The sequence below is a fragment of the Chloroherpetonaceae bacterium genome, from assembly GCA_033763895.1.
Classification (GTDB): domain Bacteria; phylum Bacteroidota; class Chlorobiia; order Chlorobiales; family Thermochlorobacteraceae; genus JANRJQ01.
The window spans coordinates 252,972-272,001 of sequence record JANRJQ010000007.1 but is presented as its reverse complement, the minus strand read 5'-3'; the positions used below and the strand labels follow the sequence as shown (position 1 = coordinate 272,001).

The window sequence follows — 19,030 nt, the reverse complement described above, 5'->3', positions numbered from 1 at the left end:
TATGTCTAAGCAATTAATCCCACACATATTTCCATTCGCCGTTTGGCATTCTGCGCCACACGGTATGAAAAACGCCATTGAATTGAAGGGTTGGGAGGGAATCGCGCTTGACGGTCCATTCATAACGACCATAGGTATAAGCGAGATTTCCATCGGGAGATACCTCAATGAACTCGGGTTCCCAATCGGCCGTTGCATTGTGATAAAATGGTTGTGAATAATAGGCTTTAATAGATTCTGCGCCGCGAATGAGTGTGTCGTTTTCGCGTTTAATCACGGCATCAGGCGCAGCGTACTTAAAGAATGCGCCGGCAGCACCCAAAATTCGCATCTCATCGCGAAAGTTATTTTCAGCCTTTTTAATCTCTGCTTTTATGGTTTCCTGAGATTGGGGCGGATTGGTGCAGCTGCTGAGAGCGAAGCCACAAATAATTGCCACGAACAGGGAATAAGCGGTGAATGTGCAAGTTGGTTTCATTTCATCTACCTATTAAATCTACCCATTAAAAATAGTGGTGACTTTCGCCGCCAAAAATATGGAATCTTAACTTTTGATGTCAGCGAATTATTCAGTTTTTACTTTCACAACCGCGCGCGATTTCACACTTCCAAAAACGCCTTGTTCAGTGGCTTCAACAGTAAATGTGTTTAGGCCTTTCAGCAGCGGTACTTCGGCCATTTTGCCATATCCCACAAGTTTTTTGGCAGAATTAAACCACTTGTAACTCACATTCCAATTGCCAACGCGGTTGATTTTTGGTGCGGAAACAAGCGTTGATGGATTCGCTGGGTTCCAAGTGAGAACAAGCGTTTCAGGTGATTCGGTGAATGAAAGTGAATCGAACACCGTTGCTGAATAAACGCGAGTGGCTAAAATTTCGGTTTTGGGTTTCCAACCTAAGGTGATGGAAACTTCGCCAACTTCTTTGGCAATGTAAACCGAGTCAAGTTTATCGTCATTCACAAAGCCTGAAAAGCGTTCGCGTGAATACTTTTTGAATGAAAGCTTCGCGCCTTTATTAAGATAGCGCGGCAATGACGCTTCAAGCAGAGGCGCAGGTGTGACAAACACTTCCTGACGAACAGAATCGATTGAATTGGAAAGACCAAGGCCATCATCAGAAATTAAAGTGATGATATGCCGCCCGGCAGGGAATTGGTAAGTGCTATCGGTCACGGGTGTATTATTGACAAGCCAAGCGTAAGACGTGGCTTTTTGCCGAGTGCTTGTTTTAATTCGTAACGGCACGGTTTCTTGCGCATAAATGGGCGAAGGAACAATCATCTCGGGTCGAGAAGGGGCATTGACATAAATTGTATTCGACACCACACTTGATTTTGAGCGGGTGGGCGAATCGTCATAGACTTTCAATTCAATGGTATGATTGCCCGGAGCGGTAATGGTGTACTGCAAAATGGGGGTTGTGCCAATGACACGCCCATCTAATTTCCATTCAAAACCCATAATGATGCCGTCGGGGTCTTTTGATTGGCTCGCATCTAAAATGAGCGGCTCTCCAAGCGGTATCGATTTCGGTAAACGCCAAACAATCACAGGCGCATAATTCACCCTTACATATTTGGTAATGCTTGAAGTTCTGCAATTGGTTGTCGCGTTTGAAGCAATAAACAAAGTTACAGGGTAAATGCCCGGTTTTTTAAAAATATGCTCAATTTTTTCACCTTGCTTTTTGATAGGAGCCGTGGCGAGGGAATCATACGCTGTTGAATTGGTATCTGCCCCGATAATCCATTCTATACTAACAATTTTTCCATCACCCGATTGCGAGGGGCTAGAATCCATCATCAGTGTATCGCCGGGTGCAACCCACGAATTTATTGCAATCTCTGCTACAGGACCAGAAACCACATAAACCGTGGCATTGGTTTGGCTGATGCGGCTGCAACGGCTTGTGCCGGTGAGCGCATTTTCCCCAATGACTGTAAGCACCACACTATACTTTCCGGGTTTTGAATAAAGATGTTGAACGGTTTTGCCGAGCGCCGTTTCACCGTCGCCGAAATCCCACGCATAAGAGCCGATTGTGCCTCCGGGGTAAAAACTGAGGCTTCCATCAAAAGTAATCAAGCTTTGAACACAAACGGTGGTATCGGTAAAGCGTTGAATGGCAATGGGTGAACCACCGATTTTCACGGGAATCACGGCCAAGGTTGGTTGGTCTGCAAAGCCATCTGAAATGAAAATTTTGACAGAATATTGCCCGGGTAACTTGTATGTTTTTGCAGGATTGGTTTCGGAAGATTGTGTGCCATCACCAAAATCCCAAGTAAGTTTCAACGCGTCGGCATCTGGGTCAAAACAGCGAGAGCCGCTGAAGAGAATTGTTTGGCCTGTACAAGCGGTGACAAGGGAATCGACAATGGCTACGGGCGGGCGATTGATCACAATTTTAATGGTTTCGCGAACACGGCTATTGGAAAGGCCTTGACCGTCATCAATGTTTAAAGAAACAAAATGAACGCCGCCGGAAGGAGCATCCCAAAAGAACGAGGCACCACTGCGTTTTTCGCCGTTTGGCAATACCCATTCAAAATTAATGGCGTGGTTATCAATATCATAACTTCGCGAGGCATCAAGCAAGATGCGGCTTGAATTGGTTTTGATATACGATTGACTCACTAAGATTGGGGTACTATTGACAAGCACCCTTCCCGATTTTTGTTGAATGCTATTATTGAAGCCACTTCCATCATCCACCGTTAAAGTGAATTCTACGATTCCGCTTTTGTTGAACGATTTTTTCACTTTTGGGCCATTAAGCACCGTGCCATCGGAAAACCGCCACATATAGGCTTTGATGCGACCTTCATTATCGCTTGAAGAAGAGGCATCAAATGAAATCAAGTCTTTTGGTGCAAATACTTCAGAAGACACCGTGAATTCAGGCGTGGGTGGATAGTTGATGTGCACCATTTTGCTTTTTGAGCTTTTGGCATCTTCAAAACCGGTGTTATCCTTTACCACAACCGTGATCGTATGATCGCCGGGTTCGGTGATGGTGAGTAAGGCGGTTTTTCCATCAGCCACTTGAACGCCATCGATATACCAAGTAATGGATTCAATATCCCCGCTTGGTGCGTAGCTTCGGCTTGCATCCACTTGAACGGGTTTGCCGGGCTCGCCAAAATCAGGAATCGTAAATTCTGCAATCGGGTATCGAAGGATTTCGATTTCATGTGAAATGCGTTGCACGCTGTTGGTTTGTCTGCGGCCGTCGTCAACGGTCAGCGTGACCTTGAAAGTGCCGTTGCGCTGGTATAAATGCGTGACATCCATTCCTTCGCCGCGCGTCCCATCGCCAAAATCCCAAGTGTAGCGGAGTGTTTCATCATCTTTATCTACAGTTTCAGAGGCAGAGAATTCTTGCTTGGCGGAAGTTGATTGAGATTCAGCCGTAATCACCGGAACAGGCGGAAAGTTAATATGAATATTTTTGGTGAGGGATTGAATTGAATTTGAGACATTATGACCATCATCAACAGAAAGCTCAACGGTATAATCGCCGGGGCTTGTAAAGGTGAGCGAAATGTCACGGCCTTCAAAATCTCGCCCGTCGGAGACTTCCCAAGTGTAGATGAGATTGCGGTCATCGGCATCGGTGGTGGCCGAAGCGGAAATCACAATTTTATCATTCGGTGCAGCAAGCTCGGTAAGAGTGAACTTGGGTAACGGCTCGGCATTGACACGGTATCGAACCGATTTTGTATAAGTTGCATTCAGTGTTCCTGTACCATCATCAACGGTGAGGGCGGCGTCATAATAGCCGTGCTCTTCATGATAAACATCGGCTTGCGAAGAGCTATTGTTTTGCGGGTCAACCCCTTTACCGCTCCACAAATAATTGAGCGGATGATTATCAGGGTCATAGGCATTTTTAGCAGAAAAGGTTTGCGTTTCCTTTCGTGCGAATTCTGCCGGAAATTCAATTTCAGTAAAGGGCTGAGAGTTAACAACGACCTCGGCAGTAGAGGTGTTGGTAATACACGAAGAATTTTTGGCATCATCGACAACGGTTAATCCAATTGCATATTTCCCGGGGATGGATGTTTGAAAACGGAATTCAGAGCTGTTGCCACGAGGCACGCCATCAACTGTCCAAATAAAACGGAGCGGCTTTCCTTCGGGGTCATAGGAGCGTTCGGAAGTAAAAAGCAACGATTCATTTGGAGATAAAATGTTTTTAGAAACGCTGATGACTGATTTCGGAGGTGCATTGACATGCGTGGTAAACTTGCGAACCCAATACTTAGGGAAATAAATTCCTGATGAGGGAATCCATATGCTCACATTATAATCTCCAGACTCTTTAAAGGAAAATTCAGTGGAATCGCCGGTGCGTTTTTCAGCATCAAAAACCCAAATCGGGACGGCATTTCCGATACCGCGTTTAGTTTCCGGCGCAATTTGAAATCGAACTTCATTACATTCTTTCCCCGGCAATTCTATAACACGGAGAGGCGGTTCACTTTGTACCTTAAAAAGCTTTGGCGTGAATTCCCAAAGCATTGGAAAGCCGGAGGTGCTTAAAATTGAAAGGTGATTATTGACTTTTGATTTAGATATTGAAAGCCCCCAGCGGTTCTTTTCGCCCGAAACTTCAGGGATCCAGAAATCACCCGGATTTTTTGGTGAAGCATTTTTTCCAAATTCATCCTTGAGTGTTACAATCGCGCCTTCTTCACCAACCACCGCAAAGGTTGTCGGCTTTGGGTATTCAGAATACCCTTCGGTATAGGGGAGAAATTGGGCTTCAAAGGTATTGGGAAGTTCGATTAAAGCCACAGAAAGATTGATGGTAACTAATCTCCAATTTGGGCTTTGAGCAGAAAGGCTGTTTGCTTCTGTTGAAATAATTCGAAAGGCGTTGACATCATTTCCCCCATCTTTCGTGGAGGCACGAACAATGAAACCCTCGGGAGAATCGCCTTTGGAAATTCGTGAAAATTCAGCCCATCGGTTTCGATATTGTTGTTCATCGGCAACAGTTAATACTTTCAAAGGTGAAGCTTTTACAAGCGAATCGGGTTTCGGGCGAACACCTTCGGGGGTAATTTCATATAAATCGGAAAAGCGATACAAAGAGAAGGTGGTGCGGGTATCCATTGCACCATAAATCACATCAAACGAATTTTTAGAGATTCCGGCATCGAAAATGCGGATGGTTGCATTGTTTGCCGTTTGCGAAGGCTTAAACCAATAATCATACTGCCGTTCATCAACGCCGCTGATGGTCGAAGCGGTAGTGCCTGAAATCGACATAAACACTTCTTGTGCCGCCGCATGAACTCCAAAAAATTGAAGAGCCAGCAGCAGTAAAAGCAAACGATTCTTTATGGGGGATACAAAAAGTGATGATCGTAGCATTCGACACAGTTGAATTTGATTAGACCCTAAAGGCAAAAAGTCTAAACGTTTTTTTAGCAATGACCTCATAAATCTAAAGTTACTTCTATTCTTAATTTTTAATCACGCGAACTTATCGAACAAAAAATTTCTTTACTGAAACAAGCTCGCCGGTATCCGGAGATTCAAAATAAACTGAGATCTCCTCGTTACGATTGGGCAAAAGCGAGATTTTCCACTGCCCTTGCGCATCCGATTGCACTGCTTCTGATTTTTCGCCTTGTTTGAAAATCAATCGAAGATTCGGGTAAGAAATCCCAGTTGCTTGAATTTTTGTCCCAACGGTATAAAGTGTATCGCCCGATTGCTGCACATTCCAATTCATTTCAGCCACTTTTTTCGATTTTACCGGTACAACCTTTAAAAGGCGGGTGAGTTCATTGCCGGATTTATCAAAGGCTTTTAAGGTGATAAAACTTTCGGTTTGGTCAACGGGAACCGTAAATCGAAACTGCCCATTTTCTGAGAGGGGCACCACCGAACCATTTCTCTTTAAGGTTGCGCCCGGTTCGGTTTCACCTTCAACATCTACAGCGCTTCGGGTGGTATACCGAATCCCAACCCCATTCAAATCGGTTGGCCAATCCTGCACGGTAATGGAGGGCGGTTCACGGTCGGCATTTCTTAAGATTCGGTAAATCGGGCTATCCGCCCCGCGAAGCCCAAGTTTATCAATGGATTGCAACCTTAAGAAATAGACCGAACCGGCTACCGAAATCGCTAATGAAAGTGACGGGGTTCGGTAAGTTTGAATAATGTTTTCAAAAGTTCGAGAATCGCTGATTTCAATTTGATACTGAACTGTGTTTTGGACACTATTCCATTCCAACGTCATTTTATCTTGATAAATCACGGTATCAAGATCTTTCCAGTTTAAGCGAGGAGAAGGCAAGAGCTCAACGGGTGGCATTGGTTCTTTTCCAACCAGCACAACCGTACCTTGATTTTTCTTAAGCGTGACCACCGCTTTGCCTGAGCGAACATCAAGCGTTCCGTCATAATTTGAAAGGCGGGTTTCGCCGCTTGAGCCTTTAACAGCAGAGCTCGCCCAGAATTTTCCTGAGCGAACAACAGCACTTGTATTTCCGGCAGAAAAGTTAAAGTTTTCTCCTTCTTGCGCATTGGCCGAAAGCTGCGCAAGCAAACTGCCGCGAACGAGTGTCATATCGGTTTTCACGGAACCATTGAGTTTATCAACACGTGCAGTACGAATAATTGCGGTGGTATTTTGTTCAATCACCACATTACTGCCATCCACAAGAGAAAGAACTGCCACACTTTCTGCTCCTGTTCGAAGCCCATCGGCTTCAGAGAAGAAATCGCCGATACTTGCCTTTTGCCACGAGCCAAGAAGCCCCTTTCGCCGCTCAACCAAACCATTTTTTTGAGTCAGTTTTGCCTCAACCGATTCCATTCTTCTTGCTGCAAGTGCCTTTCCAAGAATAATCAGATTGGCTAAAAACGAATCGCCAAAGGCTTTCGAGGTTTTAAGATTTCCTGAATTCACGGCACGGTCATACTCTTGCAAAGCCCGTTCGGTCGCGAGCAATTCTGACTCGGCAAATATTCGAGCACCGCCTTTGATAAATCGGCTCAGATCAACCCTTGCGAGTCGAATTCGCTTTGCAAGAACTGAAAAATCGCGAAGGGTTGTTTGGGCTGTAGGAGTTAAGAAAAACTCGTTTGTTTCAGGTTTTCTTGAAGCTAAGCTAACAACCACCGGCCAAGCCAACGAATCTCCGGCAATTTTTTCTGAAATGGAATACAATTGGCTCGCCGGAAATGAAAAAGGCTTTTGCTGAGCTAAGATTGAAGAAGAAAAATTTGTTAAACACGCGAATACTAGAAATAATCGTGCAATAAGTTTTTGAGATGCCGCAATCGGAGGAAGACAATCAAATATCATGTAATAAACTTGTTTTAGTTTAGAGTGATGCCGGTTTGAATTCACTCAGTGAATCTTTGCCAAATTCAGACGATTTTTTTATTGGTAGCTTGATTGTAAATCGGCTGCCGAATTCCGGGCGCGACTCTAAAGTAATTTGCCCTTCGTGCCGGGTTACGATTTCGCGGACATAGGCAAGCCCTAATCCTGTTCCGATTTCAGTCTTATTGTTCTCGCTTTGAATCCGATAAAATTTCGTGAATAGTTTATCCTGAAATTCTTTTGGAATCCCATATCCATAGTCAGTGATCGAGAAAATTAAATGGGTTGGCGTTTGGCTAAGATTCATATCAATTGTCCGATCTTTTCCGCCGTACTTAATGGCATTGGTCATTAGATTTTGAATAGCTTCTGTCATTAAATCTTTTGAGGCGTTGATTGGGGTGATGGAAGGTTCGGAAACAAAGTTAAATCGAAGATTTTTTTGGAAAGCAAGCCCTTTCAATGAAAGCATCAGCCCGTGAATAATTTCTTCAAGCGAAACCGGCGCACGATTTAATATCATTGAACCTGATTCTAAACGCATCACATCCAAGAATCGATTGACAAGTTTTGAAATGCGCAAGGCACTGTCTGAAATCAAATCAACATATTCTTTGGTTTCTTCGGTAAGCCCATCAGTCATTTTAAGCAAATCCGCAAAACCGGTTATTCCATTGAGTGGACTGCGAATTTCGTGAACGATAATACCTAAGGTTTCATTTTTGACTTGTTCAAGTTCTCGTTCCGTGGTTTGATCGCGAAGAATAATCATCGAACCCCAAAGTTCACCAGAACTTGTTCGTATTGAGATATCCTGCAAACTGAAATAATGAAAATGATTATCCGTGCGATCGAATCGAAAAGAAATATCAACTTGAACGGTTTCGATATTATAGCCTGAAACGGTGTCGCGTCGGCGTTTTTCATTTGATGTCGAAGCAGAAGTAAAGGCGAGGAGTCGATCTTTGGTGCAGTCTGAATCGAGTTTTAATTGAGTGAATATTTCGCTTAATCGTGTATTGATAAATGAGAATTTGCCACTGCTGTCACAAATCCCAATCATATCTTGAGAGTAGGTCATTAAGAATCGATTCTTCCATTCTTCAAAAATAATTTTATCGACATTGAGCTGTTGATAGCGGTCGAGCGAAAGGCGCATTGATTCTATCGTCTCTGAAATTGCACTCAGTTCCGGCAGTCTTGACGGCCGAACGGGTCGGTCAAATTCAAGCTTGGTAAGGGGTTCAATGTCTTCTTGCAATTCTTTTACAGGTTGGGTGAGTTCGCGTGAGGCAAGCCAACCGACAAGAAGTACAACTGCGGCTAAAAAGCCAATTACAAAAAGTGAATAGATCATCAATTCATGAGCGGGGCGTAAAATTAAATCTTCAGGAACCGCAATCCGTATCGCAAAGGGCAAGGTTTCAAATCCCGAAGAAGTAATTCGCCAATGACCAAGATTTGAAGAAACGCGTTCAACCTGAGCATACTTTGATCGAATCGGAATCGATGTAAAGGGTGCAGTGGTTTCTGTGGAATCAAGTGTCTTACTAGCTCCGTCAATTCGCACGGCAGTACCATCACCAATTGGCAAATTGATGAGAAGTCGGCGGATATTGGTTGCGTCGAAGTAGGTTAGAATGGTATAGGTATCATTTTTAAATAGGGAATATCGCCTAAAAACCAAGAATGCTGTGGTTTGAGTTTTTACTTCAGAATTTGCGGTTGTGGCAGTACTATCAAAAGGTTGGACTTCGGTAATGTTTGGATTTAAAATTGGAACTTCAGTTCGAACCCAAGCGACTTCGGTAAGGTCGTCGGTCGGGCATTTTTGCCACAAGGAATCAGAGATGGTTAAATTTAAATCAGGATATGAAGTATTTCTGCCCTCAAGTTCATCTCGGCTTGTTTGAGAGATAATCCTCACAAGCGCAAGCTCGCTTCTCATCTCGATTTGTTGCTTTAAGGCGCGTTCAAAATAAACGGGTTGCTCGTTAAATAAAGTACCTAAAAACCGTGACACCTCAATCCATTGAGAAACCTGCCGATCGACCGTTTCTTGCGCATAACGCTGCTGTTGAGAAATAACCGTCATTCGTTCATCAACCAAAGAGGCATCGTAAGAAGGACGAACAAAAAACCAAATGAGGAATAATGAGGAGAATAGCAAGATGCTAACAAGCAAAAAGATTCTCGCGCTGAGTGAAAGCGATTTGTAACTCAAAGGTTGCTTAAAAAAAGTTAAAAAGGCTTGAAATCTTGATATTCATTGAATTGGAGTATAAATCAATATTATGATTAATATACAACGGCTTGAACTAAATTACTGTGATAAGGTCGTTTTTTGTTTTGAAATGGTTTACTTGGAGGTGATTCTTGAATTTATATAACCTAAAATTATTGAACTCTTGCTTTGGATTTCCCATTTGAATATGTTGGCGTAAGATCACGATGTTCAAAGGATGGTGGTGAATCCAAAGATGAAAGAAGTCCCTTGCTTTTGAAATGTTTGCCCCAGATTTAATTGAAATCGGGGTTAAAAGGAGATAAATCAAGCGATATTTTGATATTAAAAAAGGGTAGAAAACGCCTATTAATTGAATTTTTAAGTATTATCAACGGAAATTCACTAATTTTGAGTTCATCTTCATCTCAATGTTACCTAAAAGATTCATGAGACATGTATTTGTTACGGGTGGTGCTGGTTTTATCGGAAGCAATTATGTTCGTTATCACCTGAAAAAAAATCCAAATGATTTGGTGATCAATTTTGATAAACTGACCTACGCCGGAAATCTTGAAAACCTTACCGATATTGAAGGAAAAGAGAATTACGAATTTATTAAAGGCGATATCTGCGATCAATCTTTGTTAGAAGATATTTTTACTAAGAAGAAGATATCGCATGTGGTGAATTTTGCTGCGGAGTCTCATGTCGATCGAAGCATTTTGGGGGCAAAAATATTTGTTGAAGCCAATGTTTTAGGGACACAAACCTTACTTGAAGTTTCAAAAAAATATGAAGTTGAGCGTTATTTGCAAGTTTCGACCGATGAAGTGTATGGTTCTCTAGGAGAAACAGGATATTTTACAGAGGAAACGCCGCTCGCTCCGAATTCACCTTATTCAGCAAGCAAAGCCGGTGGCGATATGATGGTGAGAGCATATTTCGAAACCTTTCATTTACCGGTTTTAACCACTCGCTGTTCCAATAATTACGGTCCTTATCACTTCCCTGAAAAGTTGATTCCTTTAATGATTGCCAATGCCTTGGCCGATAAAAATTTGCCGGTTTACGGAGACGGGCTTAATGTTCGAGATTGGCTATATGTGGAAGACCATTGCCGTGCAATCGAGCTGGTGCTTTCGAAAGGAAAAATCGGTGAGGTTTATAATATTGGCGGGCACAATGAAAAGAAGAATATTGATATCGTTCGTTTAATTCTTCAAATGCTTGGAAAGCCTGAGTCGCTCATTACTTTTGTAACAGATAGACCGGGTCACGACCGCCGGTATGCTATCGATGCTTCAAAAATTGAGCGAGAGTTAGGTTGGAAACCCGAGGAAACTTTTGAAACCGGAATTAAAAAAACTGTCGATTGGTATCTTCAACATCGCCCGTGGTGGGAGCGAATCTTAAGCGGCGAATATCAAAAGTACTACGAACTTCAATACGCTAACCGTTAATTCATTTCAAAAAAAATATGAAAGATTATTCGAAGCTTTTGCCTCATCTTGATGCAATCAAACAAATTGTGGCGGAATTTGAGGGAGATGAAAAGGAAATGGTGTTGCGCATTTTAATTGAAGACGCTTTATCCACTGCTGATGACGACATTGAATATGAGTTGGTGGAAGAGGAATTTGAAGAAAATGATGAGGTAGAAACTGATGAGGAAGAAACCGATTTAAACGAGTTCGTCGAAGAATCTGAGGACATTGATGAAGCGGATTCGGAAAGTGATTTTGAATTTCACGATGAACATGAAGAAGAAGAGGAAAATGCTCAAGTTTTAGAGGATGATGACTCTGACCTATCGGATACGCTCTCAAAAACGTCGAATGATCGAAATCGGGGCGGCTCAAAAGTAAAGCCTTCAATTGAAAATGTTCGTGCATTTCTTAATGAATTCAAGTTGAATGATTATGCCGTCAGAGCGTTCTTTGCCGTTGGAGATTCAGCTACCCTTCGAGTCTATACCTCACTCGGAACAAATGTGCGAACCCGAGCGCAAATCAAAGCGGCGCTGCTTGGATGTTTGGCTGGAGCAATTGAAACCGGGGATTTTCGGATGTCTCTCAAGCGAATTCGGCAAGACTGTAAGGATTTAGGAATTTACGATTCAAATTTTCCTTCGAACATCGCAAGAGCGCATGAGTACTTTTTAGATACCGGTTCAAAGAAAGATATTGAACTCTCGGATGCTGGAATCATAGAACTCGCTTCAATTTTGAAAAATTTTAACGAAGAATAATCCGTGCCTCTTGATGATTTTTTCCGTTACAAAAACGGGAGTTTGTTCGTTGAAAATGTTTCTATAGAAAAGCTTGCCAAATCGCATGCAACCCCTTTGTTTGTGACAAGTAAAAGCGCGATTCTTCATCAATATGATCAGTTTGAGAAGGCCTTTGATGAATTGCCTCATCTGACGTGTTACTCGGTAAAGGCGAATTATACAATTGGTGTGATTCGTGTGCTACTCGAGGCAGGCAGCGGACTTGATGTGAATTCGGGCGGTGAGCTTGCCCGTGCGCTTAAAGCAGGCGCATCGCCTTCAAAAATCATAATGGCCGGTGTGGGCAAAACCGTTGATGAAATTGAATTTGCTCTTGAAGCCGGAATTCTACTTCTAAAAGCGGAATCGATTTCGGAAATCCAATTAATTGACAAGGTCGCAAAACGGTTGAAAAAGCGTGCTCCGCTTGCCCTTCGAATTACGCCAAACATCACCGCAGAAACGCACCCTTATATCACCACCGGAAACAGCGATAAAAAATTTGGCATCGATGAAGCCATTGCTGATGAATCGCTTCGAATTGCGAAGAAGCTGAAAAATATTGATATCATTGGGCTTGAGATGCACATAGGGTCACAGATATTTGACCCGGAAGCGTATCATGACGCCACATTAAAACTCTTGGGTGTGAAGTCGTTAGCCGAATCAATGGGGTATTCGATCCGCTACATTGATATTGGTGGTGGTTTTCCTGTCACTTACACATCAGAGAAACCGGCAACACCAATACGTGAATTTTCAAAGGTGTTATCTCCACTTCTTAAGAATGCCGGTGCTGCAATTCTCTTTGAACCCGGAAGATATCTTGTGGCCAATGCTTCGGTTTTAGTCACGAAGGTCTTGTATCGGAAGTCGAATCACAAAAAGAAACAATTTATCATTGTCGATGCGGCGATGTCGGAATTAATTCGCCCGGCGCTGTACGGCTCGCATCACGATATTGTTGAGGTTAAAAAGTCCGGAAAAAAGGAAATTGCGGATATTGTTGGTCCTGTATGCGAATCGGGTGATTTTTTTGCGAAAGAGCGTCAGATTGGTGCTGTAAAGGAAGGGGAATTTTTGGCCATACTTTCTGCTGGTGCTTATGGGCTTGTAATGGCAAGCAATTACAACGCGAGGTTGAAGCCTGCGGAGGTGTTGGTTTCAGGTAAAAGCCAAACGATGATTCGAAAAAGAGAAACTTTGGAGCAGCACTTGCAAAATGAGTAATTAAATCGTAGATTTAATTGAGTAATTTTTTTACTCTTAATCTATCCGTTTTATCATCACGTTTTGTGCTGAATTTGAGATTTAAGAATGCATCAGATTGTTATTAATCCAAAAAAATCCCGCTTATCGATAAATTTTCGCGAGATTTGGGAGTATCGAGAGTTACTCATCGTATTGGCTCAAAGAGACCTTAAAATTCGGTATGCTCAGACTTCACTTGGGTTGCTTTGGGTATTAATTCAGCCAATACTCACACTTCTTATTTTTATTATCGTATTCGGTAAAGCTGCTAAAGTGAATACCGCTTCCGTTCCTTATTCATTATTTGCATTAAGTGGAATGTGTGCGTGGGCCTATTTTTCATTTATTATCACACAAGCCGGAAATTCAATTTTAGGGTCACAACAGTTGGTGACGAAAATTTATTTCCCCCGTTTAATTCTTCCGCTCTCAAAATTACTTGTCGGTTTAGTTGATTTTGCGGTCACTTTTATCTTTTTGCTGATCATGATGGCATTTATGGGAGTCATGCCTTCACATAATATAATTTGGTTGCCGTTTTTTTTCTTCCTTATCATTTTTACCGGATTTGCAATTTCACTTTGGCTCAATGCCTTGGTGATACGATTTCGTGATTTGCAAATTATTATCCCTTTTTTAGTGCAAATTGGACTATACGCCTCTCCAGTGGGTTACCCTAGTGCAATGATACCTTCTCAATACCTTTCGTTTTATTATTTAAATCCAATGGCCGGGGTTATCGAGGGATTTCGGTGGTCTATATTAGGTGGAGCACCACCTGAAATCTACGCCTTTTATTCATTTTGGATAATTATTTTAATGTTTATTTCTGGCTTGTATTTCTTCCGAACGACTGAAAGACAACTGGCTGATATCATTTGACGAAAAGAACCTCACAAAAAAGAAAATATTGTGCTTGATTATCTCGTTACTTCTAAAACGCGCATAAAGCTTCTTTTGAAGTTTTTTCTCAATCAAGAGACGCAGGCATATTTGCGCGGTCTTTCTGAGGAATTTGGGGAATCGACAAATGCAGTGCGGGTTGAATTAAACCGCCTAACAGAGGCAGGTTTTTTAACAGTGAAAGATGATGGCCGAACGAAATTGTACCAAGCCAATACAAAACATGCATTATTTCCTGAATTGAATAGCCTTGTAAAAAAATATTTAGGAATCGATCAAGTCATTGATCGTGTTTTGTCAAAACTTGGAGATGTAAAGTTTGCTTTTATTTCAGGAGATTATGCAAAAGGAATAGATTCGGGAATTATTGATTTGACCATTGTTGGAAATATTAATAAAAATTATTTAAACGAGTTGGTTGAAAAAACCGAGAAAATTATCAGTCGAAAAATAAGAATATTAATTTTAACAGATGAGGAGTTTGTTAAGTTAAAAATCACTCTAAAGCTTGAAAAAGCTTTGGTTTTATGGAATGAGGTGAATTAGCTATGGAATTTACGGTTGATATTTCAAAACGGTCAAATTTATTAATTGATTGGCGACAAGTTTGGGGTTATAGGAATTTACTTTTTACTTTTTCTCAAAGAGATATAAAAGTTCGGTATGCACAAACCTCTCTTGGGTTTTTATGGGCAATCTTTCAACCTTTGATTACATTAATTATTTTGATTTTAATTTTTAATAAAGCGATCAAAATTAATACGGGTTCAACCCCTTACCCAATATTTACACTTTCAGGATTGCTTGCTTGGACATACTTTGCATTCATGATAAATCAAGTTTCAAATGCAATTACATCAAATATTCAACTAGTAAATAAAATTTATTTCCCTCGAATTATTTTGCTTCTATCGAAGTCATTTGTTGGATTGGTTGACTTCTTTATTGTATTTGGATTTCTACTGTTATATATAATATTTACAGGATTCCCTATTTCAAAAAATATTATTTTTTTCCCTCTTTTATTTTTTTCACTATTCTTTATTTCCTTCACGCTTAGCATATTTTTAAGTGCAATAAGCATTCGGTTTAGAGATTTACAAATTTTAATTCCTTTTTTGGTTCAGATTGGGCTTTATGCGACACCTGTCGCCTACCCGGCAAAAATTTTTCCCGCAGAATATTTATGGATTTACTCGCTAAATCCGATGGTCACGATTACAGAAGGTTTTCGGTGGTGTTTTGTTGGCGGGGAGTTTAACTTAATGTCTCTTTTTTACTTGCTCCTTTGCTTTATCCCCTTGTTTTTTTTGGTTCAAGTTTTCTTTAGAGCCACAGAAGATACTTTAAGTGAATTATTATGAGATTAAGTCAATACAAAAATATCATATTAGATTGCGATGGAGTAATTTTAGATAGTAACGCCTTGAAGGAATCAAATATAAAGTCAGTAGTAAAAAACTATTTAGATAAAGAAAGTCTAAATGAGTTTATTGACTATTTTGTAGGAAATAACGGTATCACACGGGAAGTAAAAATTAGAAAGTTTTTTAATCCACCTACTTCAGAGGAGGTACTAAAGAATTATTCTGATTTAAATGCAAGTTCGCTTATGAATTCCGAATTAACTAAAGGATTTCATTCTTTTTACGAAAATGTTCTTTTTCATTTTAAGGGTACAAAAATTGTTCTTTCAGGTGGAGCAGAAACCGAATTAATCTCGGTGTTGGCTCATAAGAATATATTTCGCCAGTTTAATGAAATTTGCGGAGGTCCAAATTCCAAATACGATCATCTTGACAGATTGAACTTGAAGGGTCCAACTTTGTATATTGGTGATAGTAAACTTGACTACGAGGTTGCTAATCACTTTAATTTTAATTTTCTATTCATGTTCGGTTATACACAGGTTAAAGATTGGAAAAGTTATGTAACCGAAAAAAATATTACCTATTTTCAAGATTGGACAGAATTTCCAAATGAGTGTTAATACGATTGAGGTTGAAAATATTTCCAAAAAGTTTCTTATTGGAAAATCGAATTCGAGAAGCTTAAGAGAGGCTTGGTCAAATCTTTTTTCTTTAAAAAGTTCAAAATCAACGAAAGAAGAATTTTGGGCATTAAAAGACATAAATTTTTCGATTAAGCAAGGTGAATCGGTTGCTTTAATCGGTAAGAATGGATCCGGTAAAAGTACCCTCCTCAAAATTCTATCAAGAATTTTGAGACCAACAACCGGTAAATTTTCAATTAAGGGAAAATTGATTTCGTTATTAGAAGTTGGTACCGGTTTTCATAATGAGTTGACGGGTCGGGAAAACATTTTCTTAAATGGCTCAATTCTAGGGATGTCAAAACCTGAGCTAGAGAAACGCTTTGATCAAATTGTTGATTTTTCGGGAGTTGAAAAGTTTATAGATACACCGGTTAAGCGCTATTCTTCAGGAATGTATGTTCGGCTTGCTTTTTCCGTTGCCGTTCATCTTGATCCCGAAATTTTTATTATTGACGAAGTTTTGGCTGTTGGGGATGCGGAATTCCAAAGAAAATGTAAGGCCAAACTAAAAGAAATTACACTTACTGAAGGTAAAACTGTGTTGTTTGTTGGCCATAGAATTAGTTTAATGCAAGCTTTGACGCGTAGGGGTTTTCTTTTGGAATCAGGTCGTTTGGTTTTTGATGGTAATATTGATGATACAATAAATCATTATGTTCAAAGAGGATACATTGATAGTGCATTCCCGGAAATAAATTTTAGTATCGATGAGAGTAAGAAAGCTCAAATGTTAAAAATCTCACTACTTAGTCAAGTTCAAGTTCCTTCGATAAATTTCGATGTATTTGAACCGATAACTTTGAAAATAGAATATATTTTGAGAGAAAAATTTTTATTTTCAAGATTATTATTCGATTTAGAGAGAAATGGAACGATTTTATATCGTTCTTATGATACTGATACTGGAGATTATTCTCCAAAAGAAAGGGCTCCGGGAATTTATACATCTTATGTTACACTCGTTAATCCAAAAAAGGCTGGCGAATACATTTTTAACAAAATTGGTATTGTAGGTATTGATGAAACAGAACTACATGTAGAAAGAAATATTTTAAGGTTTGAAGTTCATCAAGATGAGAAACGTGATTTTTTACATTCTTATGCGAAAAATCGGGTAGGTGAAATTTTTACAAAATTAGATTGGAAAACAAAAAAGATATATTAAATGCTTAGAATAGGTATTAACGGTTTTGGTCGGATTGGCAGAGCGATTTTTAGGTCAAACTTAGAAAGTCAATCCTTCAAAGTTGTTGCAATTAATGATATTAATCCAGATATTGGTAATTTAACTTACACCTTAAATTACGATTCATTGTATGACAGGCTTCCTGAACTTTTCAAATTCGAAAAGGAAAAAAAATTTATTTATGATTCAAATCATAATATAAAAATTTTTCATCAAAAACACATCGACGAGGTTGATTGGAAATCTCAAGAAGTGGATTATGTTATCGACGCCTCTGGAATCCTTGATAATGTAATTCGTTCAAGAAATCTGATTGAAACTTTTCAAGCAAAACGTGTAATCGTAACTCATTCGCCAAATTTAGGAGTTGATTTTACGATGGTTCTTGGTGCAAATCATGACGAATTTAACCATCAAATTCATAAAGTCATTGCTTCTTCAATTTGTGATGCAACAGCCATAGCCCCAGTGATGAAATTAGCATATAATCACTTTGGAATTGATAAAGCCTATGTGACTACGCTTCATCCTTGGTTGAACTATCAAAATCTGATGGATGGCCCGGCAAGTTCTTGGTCTGTTCCCGGTGATATTCACCATCACTATGCTCTTGGGAGATCTTCGATTGGGAATATGATACCAAAACCTACCTCTGCAATTCAGGCAACATGTAAAGTTGTTAAAGGATTATCAGAAGATTTTATCGGCTCGTTTTCATTTAGAACCCCAACTGCAATTGTTGGTTGTGCTGACATAACTTTGATTACAAAATCCTCTGTTACAAAACGGGATATACTGTCTTTATATGAAGAATATGCAAACTCACAGCAGTGGGATATTATTGATAATAATTGGCAACCTTTAGTTTCACTTGATTTCAAAAAATCTGCATTTTCTGCAACAATTGATCATCGATTTACCGAAGTTGTTGGAAATAATATGGTTAAACTCGTTCTATGGTATGACAATGAATGGGGTTACAGCACTCGCGTTGTTGATCAAATCAAGTTTATTGAATCTAAAATTTAATTATAGTAGGAATATGAATATTGGATTGGTAATCGGGAAGAAAAAAAGTATGGGGTCTCCCGGAAAAAACATCCGTATCATTTTGGGCCGACCTGCAGTTGAATATGCATTTATTGCCGCAATTTCTTCGATGATTGATAAGGTATATGTTTCAACTGACTCAGAGGAAATTGCCAATATTGGAAAAAAATACGGTGCGATTCATATCGAAAGGCCTCCCGAATTAGCAACACCAGATGCACTAACCGAGGATGCTTTACTTCATGCGTGGAATGAAATTAAAATGGATAATCCTCATACAAATATTTCTTCAATTTCTCTATTATTTGCAAATAATCCGGCGATTGATGTTCTTCTACTTAATGAAGCTATCCAATCACTTCAAAATTCAAATGAATTTGATTCTTGCTTTTCAGTTGCAAAATATGATATGTTTTCACCTGCTCGTGCAAGAAAAATAGATGAAAATGGAGAAATTCAACCGTTTATTGATCTTTCTCTCCTTGGAAATGTTTCCTCTATAAGAGATTCTTCCGGATCTGTTTTTTATTGTGATTTATCAATTCAGGTTATGAAACCTGTTTGTTTTGATAAAATGAACGAAGGCCGATTACCATTTAAGTGGCAAGGAAAAAGATCAAAAGCTATTGTCACTGATTTTGGTTTTGATATTGACGCCGAGTGGCAAGTTCCTGTTATTGAATTTTGGTTAAAAAAGCACGGTTTCACAGAAACAGAAACTCCTTGGAAAAAATAA

The 19,030-nt window shown here is 40.0% G+C and carries 14 protein-coding genes; 10 read left to right on the top strand and 4 right to left on the bottom strand.

The genetic code is table 11. The features are described 5' to 3' along the window. Positions 1 to 13 precede the first annotated feature (13 nt). From SFU91_06245 to SFU91_06230, 4 genes are all read right to left on the bottom strand, one after another. Complete coding sequence (locus SFU91_06245; GenBank protein MDX2128619.1) at positions 14 to 478, bottom strand: nuclear transport factor 2 family protein; 465 nt, start codon at positions 476 to 478, stop codon at positions 14 to 16. Between the two features lie 87 nt (positions 479 to 565). Continuing rightward, positions 566 to 5,386, bottom strand: coding sequence for a PKD domain-containing protein (locus SFU91_06240; GenBank protein MDX2128618.1), 4,821 nt, complete (start codon positions 5,384 to 5,386; stop codon positions 566 to 568). Positions 5,387 to 5,498: 112 nt separating this feature from the next. Continuing rightward, positions 5,499 to 7,331, bottom strand: a complete 1,833-nt coding sequence (locus SFU91_06235) for a FecR domain-containing protein (GenBank protein MDX2128617.1) — start codon at positions 7,329 to 7,331, stop codon at positions 5,499 to 5,501. Between the two features lie 19 nt (positions 7,332 to 7,350). Continuing rightward, positions 7,351 to 9,576, bottom strand: a complete 2,226-nt coding sequence (locus SFU91_06230) for a HAMP domain-containing sensor histidine kinase (protein ID MDX2128616.1) — start codon at positions 9,574 to 9,576, stop codon at positions 7,351 to 7,353. Between the two features lie 449 nt (positions 9,577 to 10,025). Here SFU91_06230 and rfbB point away from each other — a divergent pair, with 449 nt between their 5' ends. From rfbB to SFU91_06180, 10 genes are all read left to right on the top strand, one after another. Beyond that, positions 10,026 to 11,039, top strand: a complete 1,014-nt coding sequence (gene rfbB / locus SFU91_06225; GenBank protein ID MDX2128615.1) for a dTDP-glucose 4,6-dehydratase — start codon at positions 10,026 to 10,028, stop codon at positions 11,037 to 11,039. A gap of 17 nt (positions 11,040 to 11,056) precedes the next feature. After that, the gene (locus tag SFU91_06220) at positions 11,057 to 11,827 is read left to right on the top strand and encodes a hypothetical protein (protein ID MDX2128614.1); all 771 of its coding nucleotides are present in this window, start codon (positions 11,057 to 11,059) and stop codon (positions 11,825 to 11,827) included. A 3-nt stretch (positions 11,828 to 11,830) separates the two neighbouring features. Then, positions 11,831 to 13,078: a diaminopimelate decarboxylase gene (gene lysA / locus SFU91_06215; protein ID MDX2128613.1), complete on the top strand. Its 1,248-nt coding sequence runs from the start codon at positions 11,831 to 11,833 to the stop codon at positions 13,076 to 13,078. 87 nt (positions 13,079 to 13,165) lie between these two features. Then, positions 13,166 to 13,981 (top strand): ABC transporter permease, encoded by an 816-nt coding sequence (locus tag SFU91_06210; GenBank protein MDX2128612.1) that lies wholly within the window; start codon positions 13,166 to 13,168, stop codon positions 13,979 to 13,981. A gap of 111 nt (positions 13,982 to 14,092) precedes the next feature. After that, positions 14,093 to 14,548 (top strand): winged helix-turn-helix domain-containing protein, encoded by a 456-nt coding sequence (locus SFU91_06205; GenBank protein ID MDX2128611.1) that lies wholly within the window; start codon positions 14,093 to 14,095, stop codon positions 14,546 to 14,548. 2 nt (positions 14,549 to 14,550) lie between these two features. Further along, complete coding sequence (locus SFU91_06200; protein ID MDX2128610.1) at positions 14,551 to 15,366, top strand: ABC transporter permease; 816 nt, start codon at positions 14,551 to 14,553, stop codon at positions 15,364 to 15,366. Beyond that, on the top strand, positions 15,363 to 15,992 hold the full coding sequence (locus SFU91_06195) for a hypothetical protein (GenBank protein MDX2128609.1): 630 nt from the start codon (positions 15,363 to 15,365) through the stop codon (positions 15,990 to 15,992). The genes SFU91_06200 and SFU91_06195 overlap by 4 nt, the downstream gene beginning before the upstream one ends. Beyond that, positions 15,982 to 17,223 carry an ABC transporter ATP-binding protein gene (locus SFU91_06190; GenBank protein MDX2128608.1) on the top strand — a complete coding sequence of 414 codons (1,242 nt, stop codon included), beginning with the start codon at positions 15,982 to 15,984 and terminating at the stop codon, positions 17,221 to 17,223. Before SFU91_06195 ends, SFU91_06190 begins: the two co-directional genes overlap by 11 nt. Beyond that, positions 17,224 to 18,273: a glyceraldehyde 3-phosphate dehydrogenase NAD-binding domain-containing protein gene (locus SFU91_06185; GenBank protein MDX2128607.1), complete on the top strand. Its 1,050-nt coding sequence runs from the start codon at positions 17,224 to 17,226 to the stop codon at positions 18,271 to 18,273. It abuts the gene before it with no gap. 13 nt (positions 18,274 to 18,286) lie between these two features. Next, entirely contained in the window at positions 18,287 to 19,030 is a 744-nt protein-coding gene (locus SFU91_06180) for a hypothetical protein (GenBank protein MDX2128606.1), read from the top strand.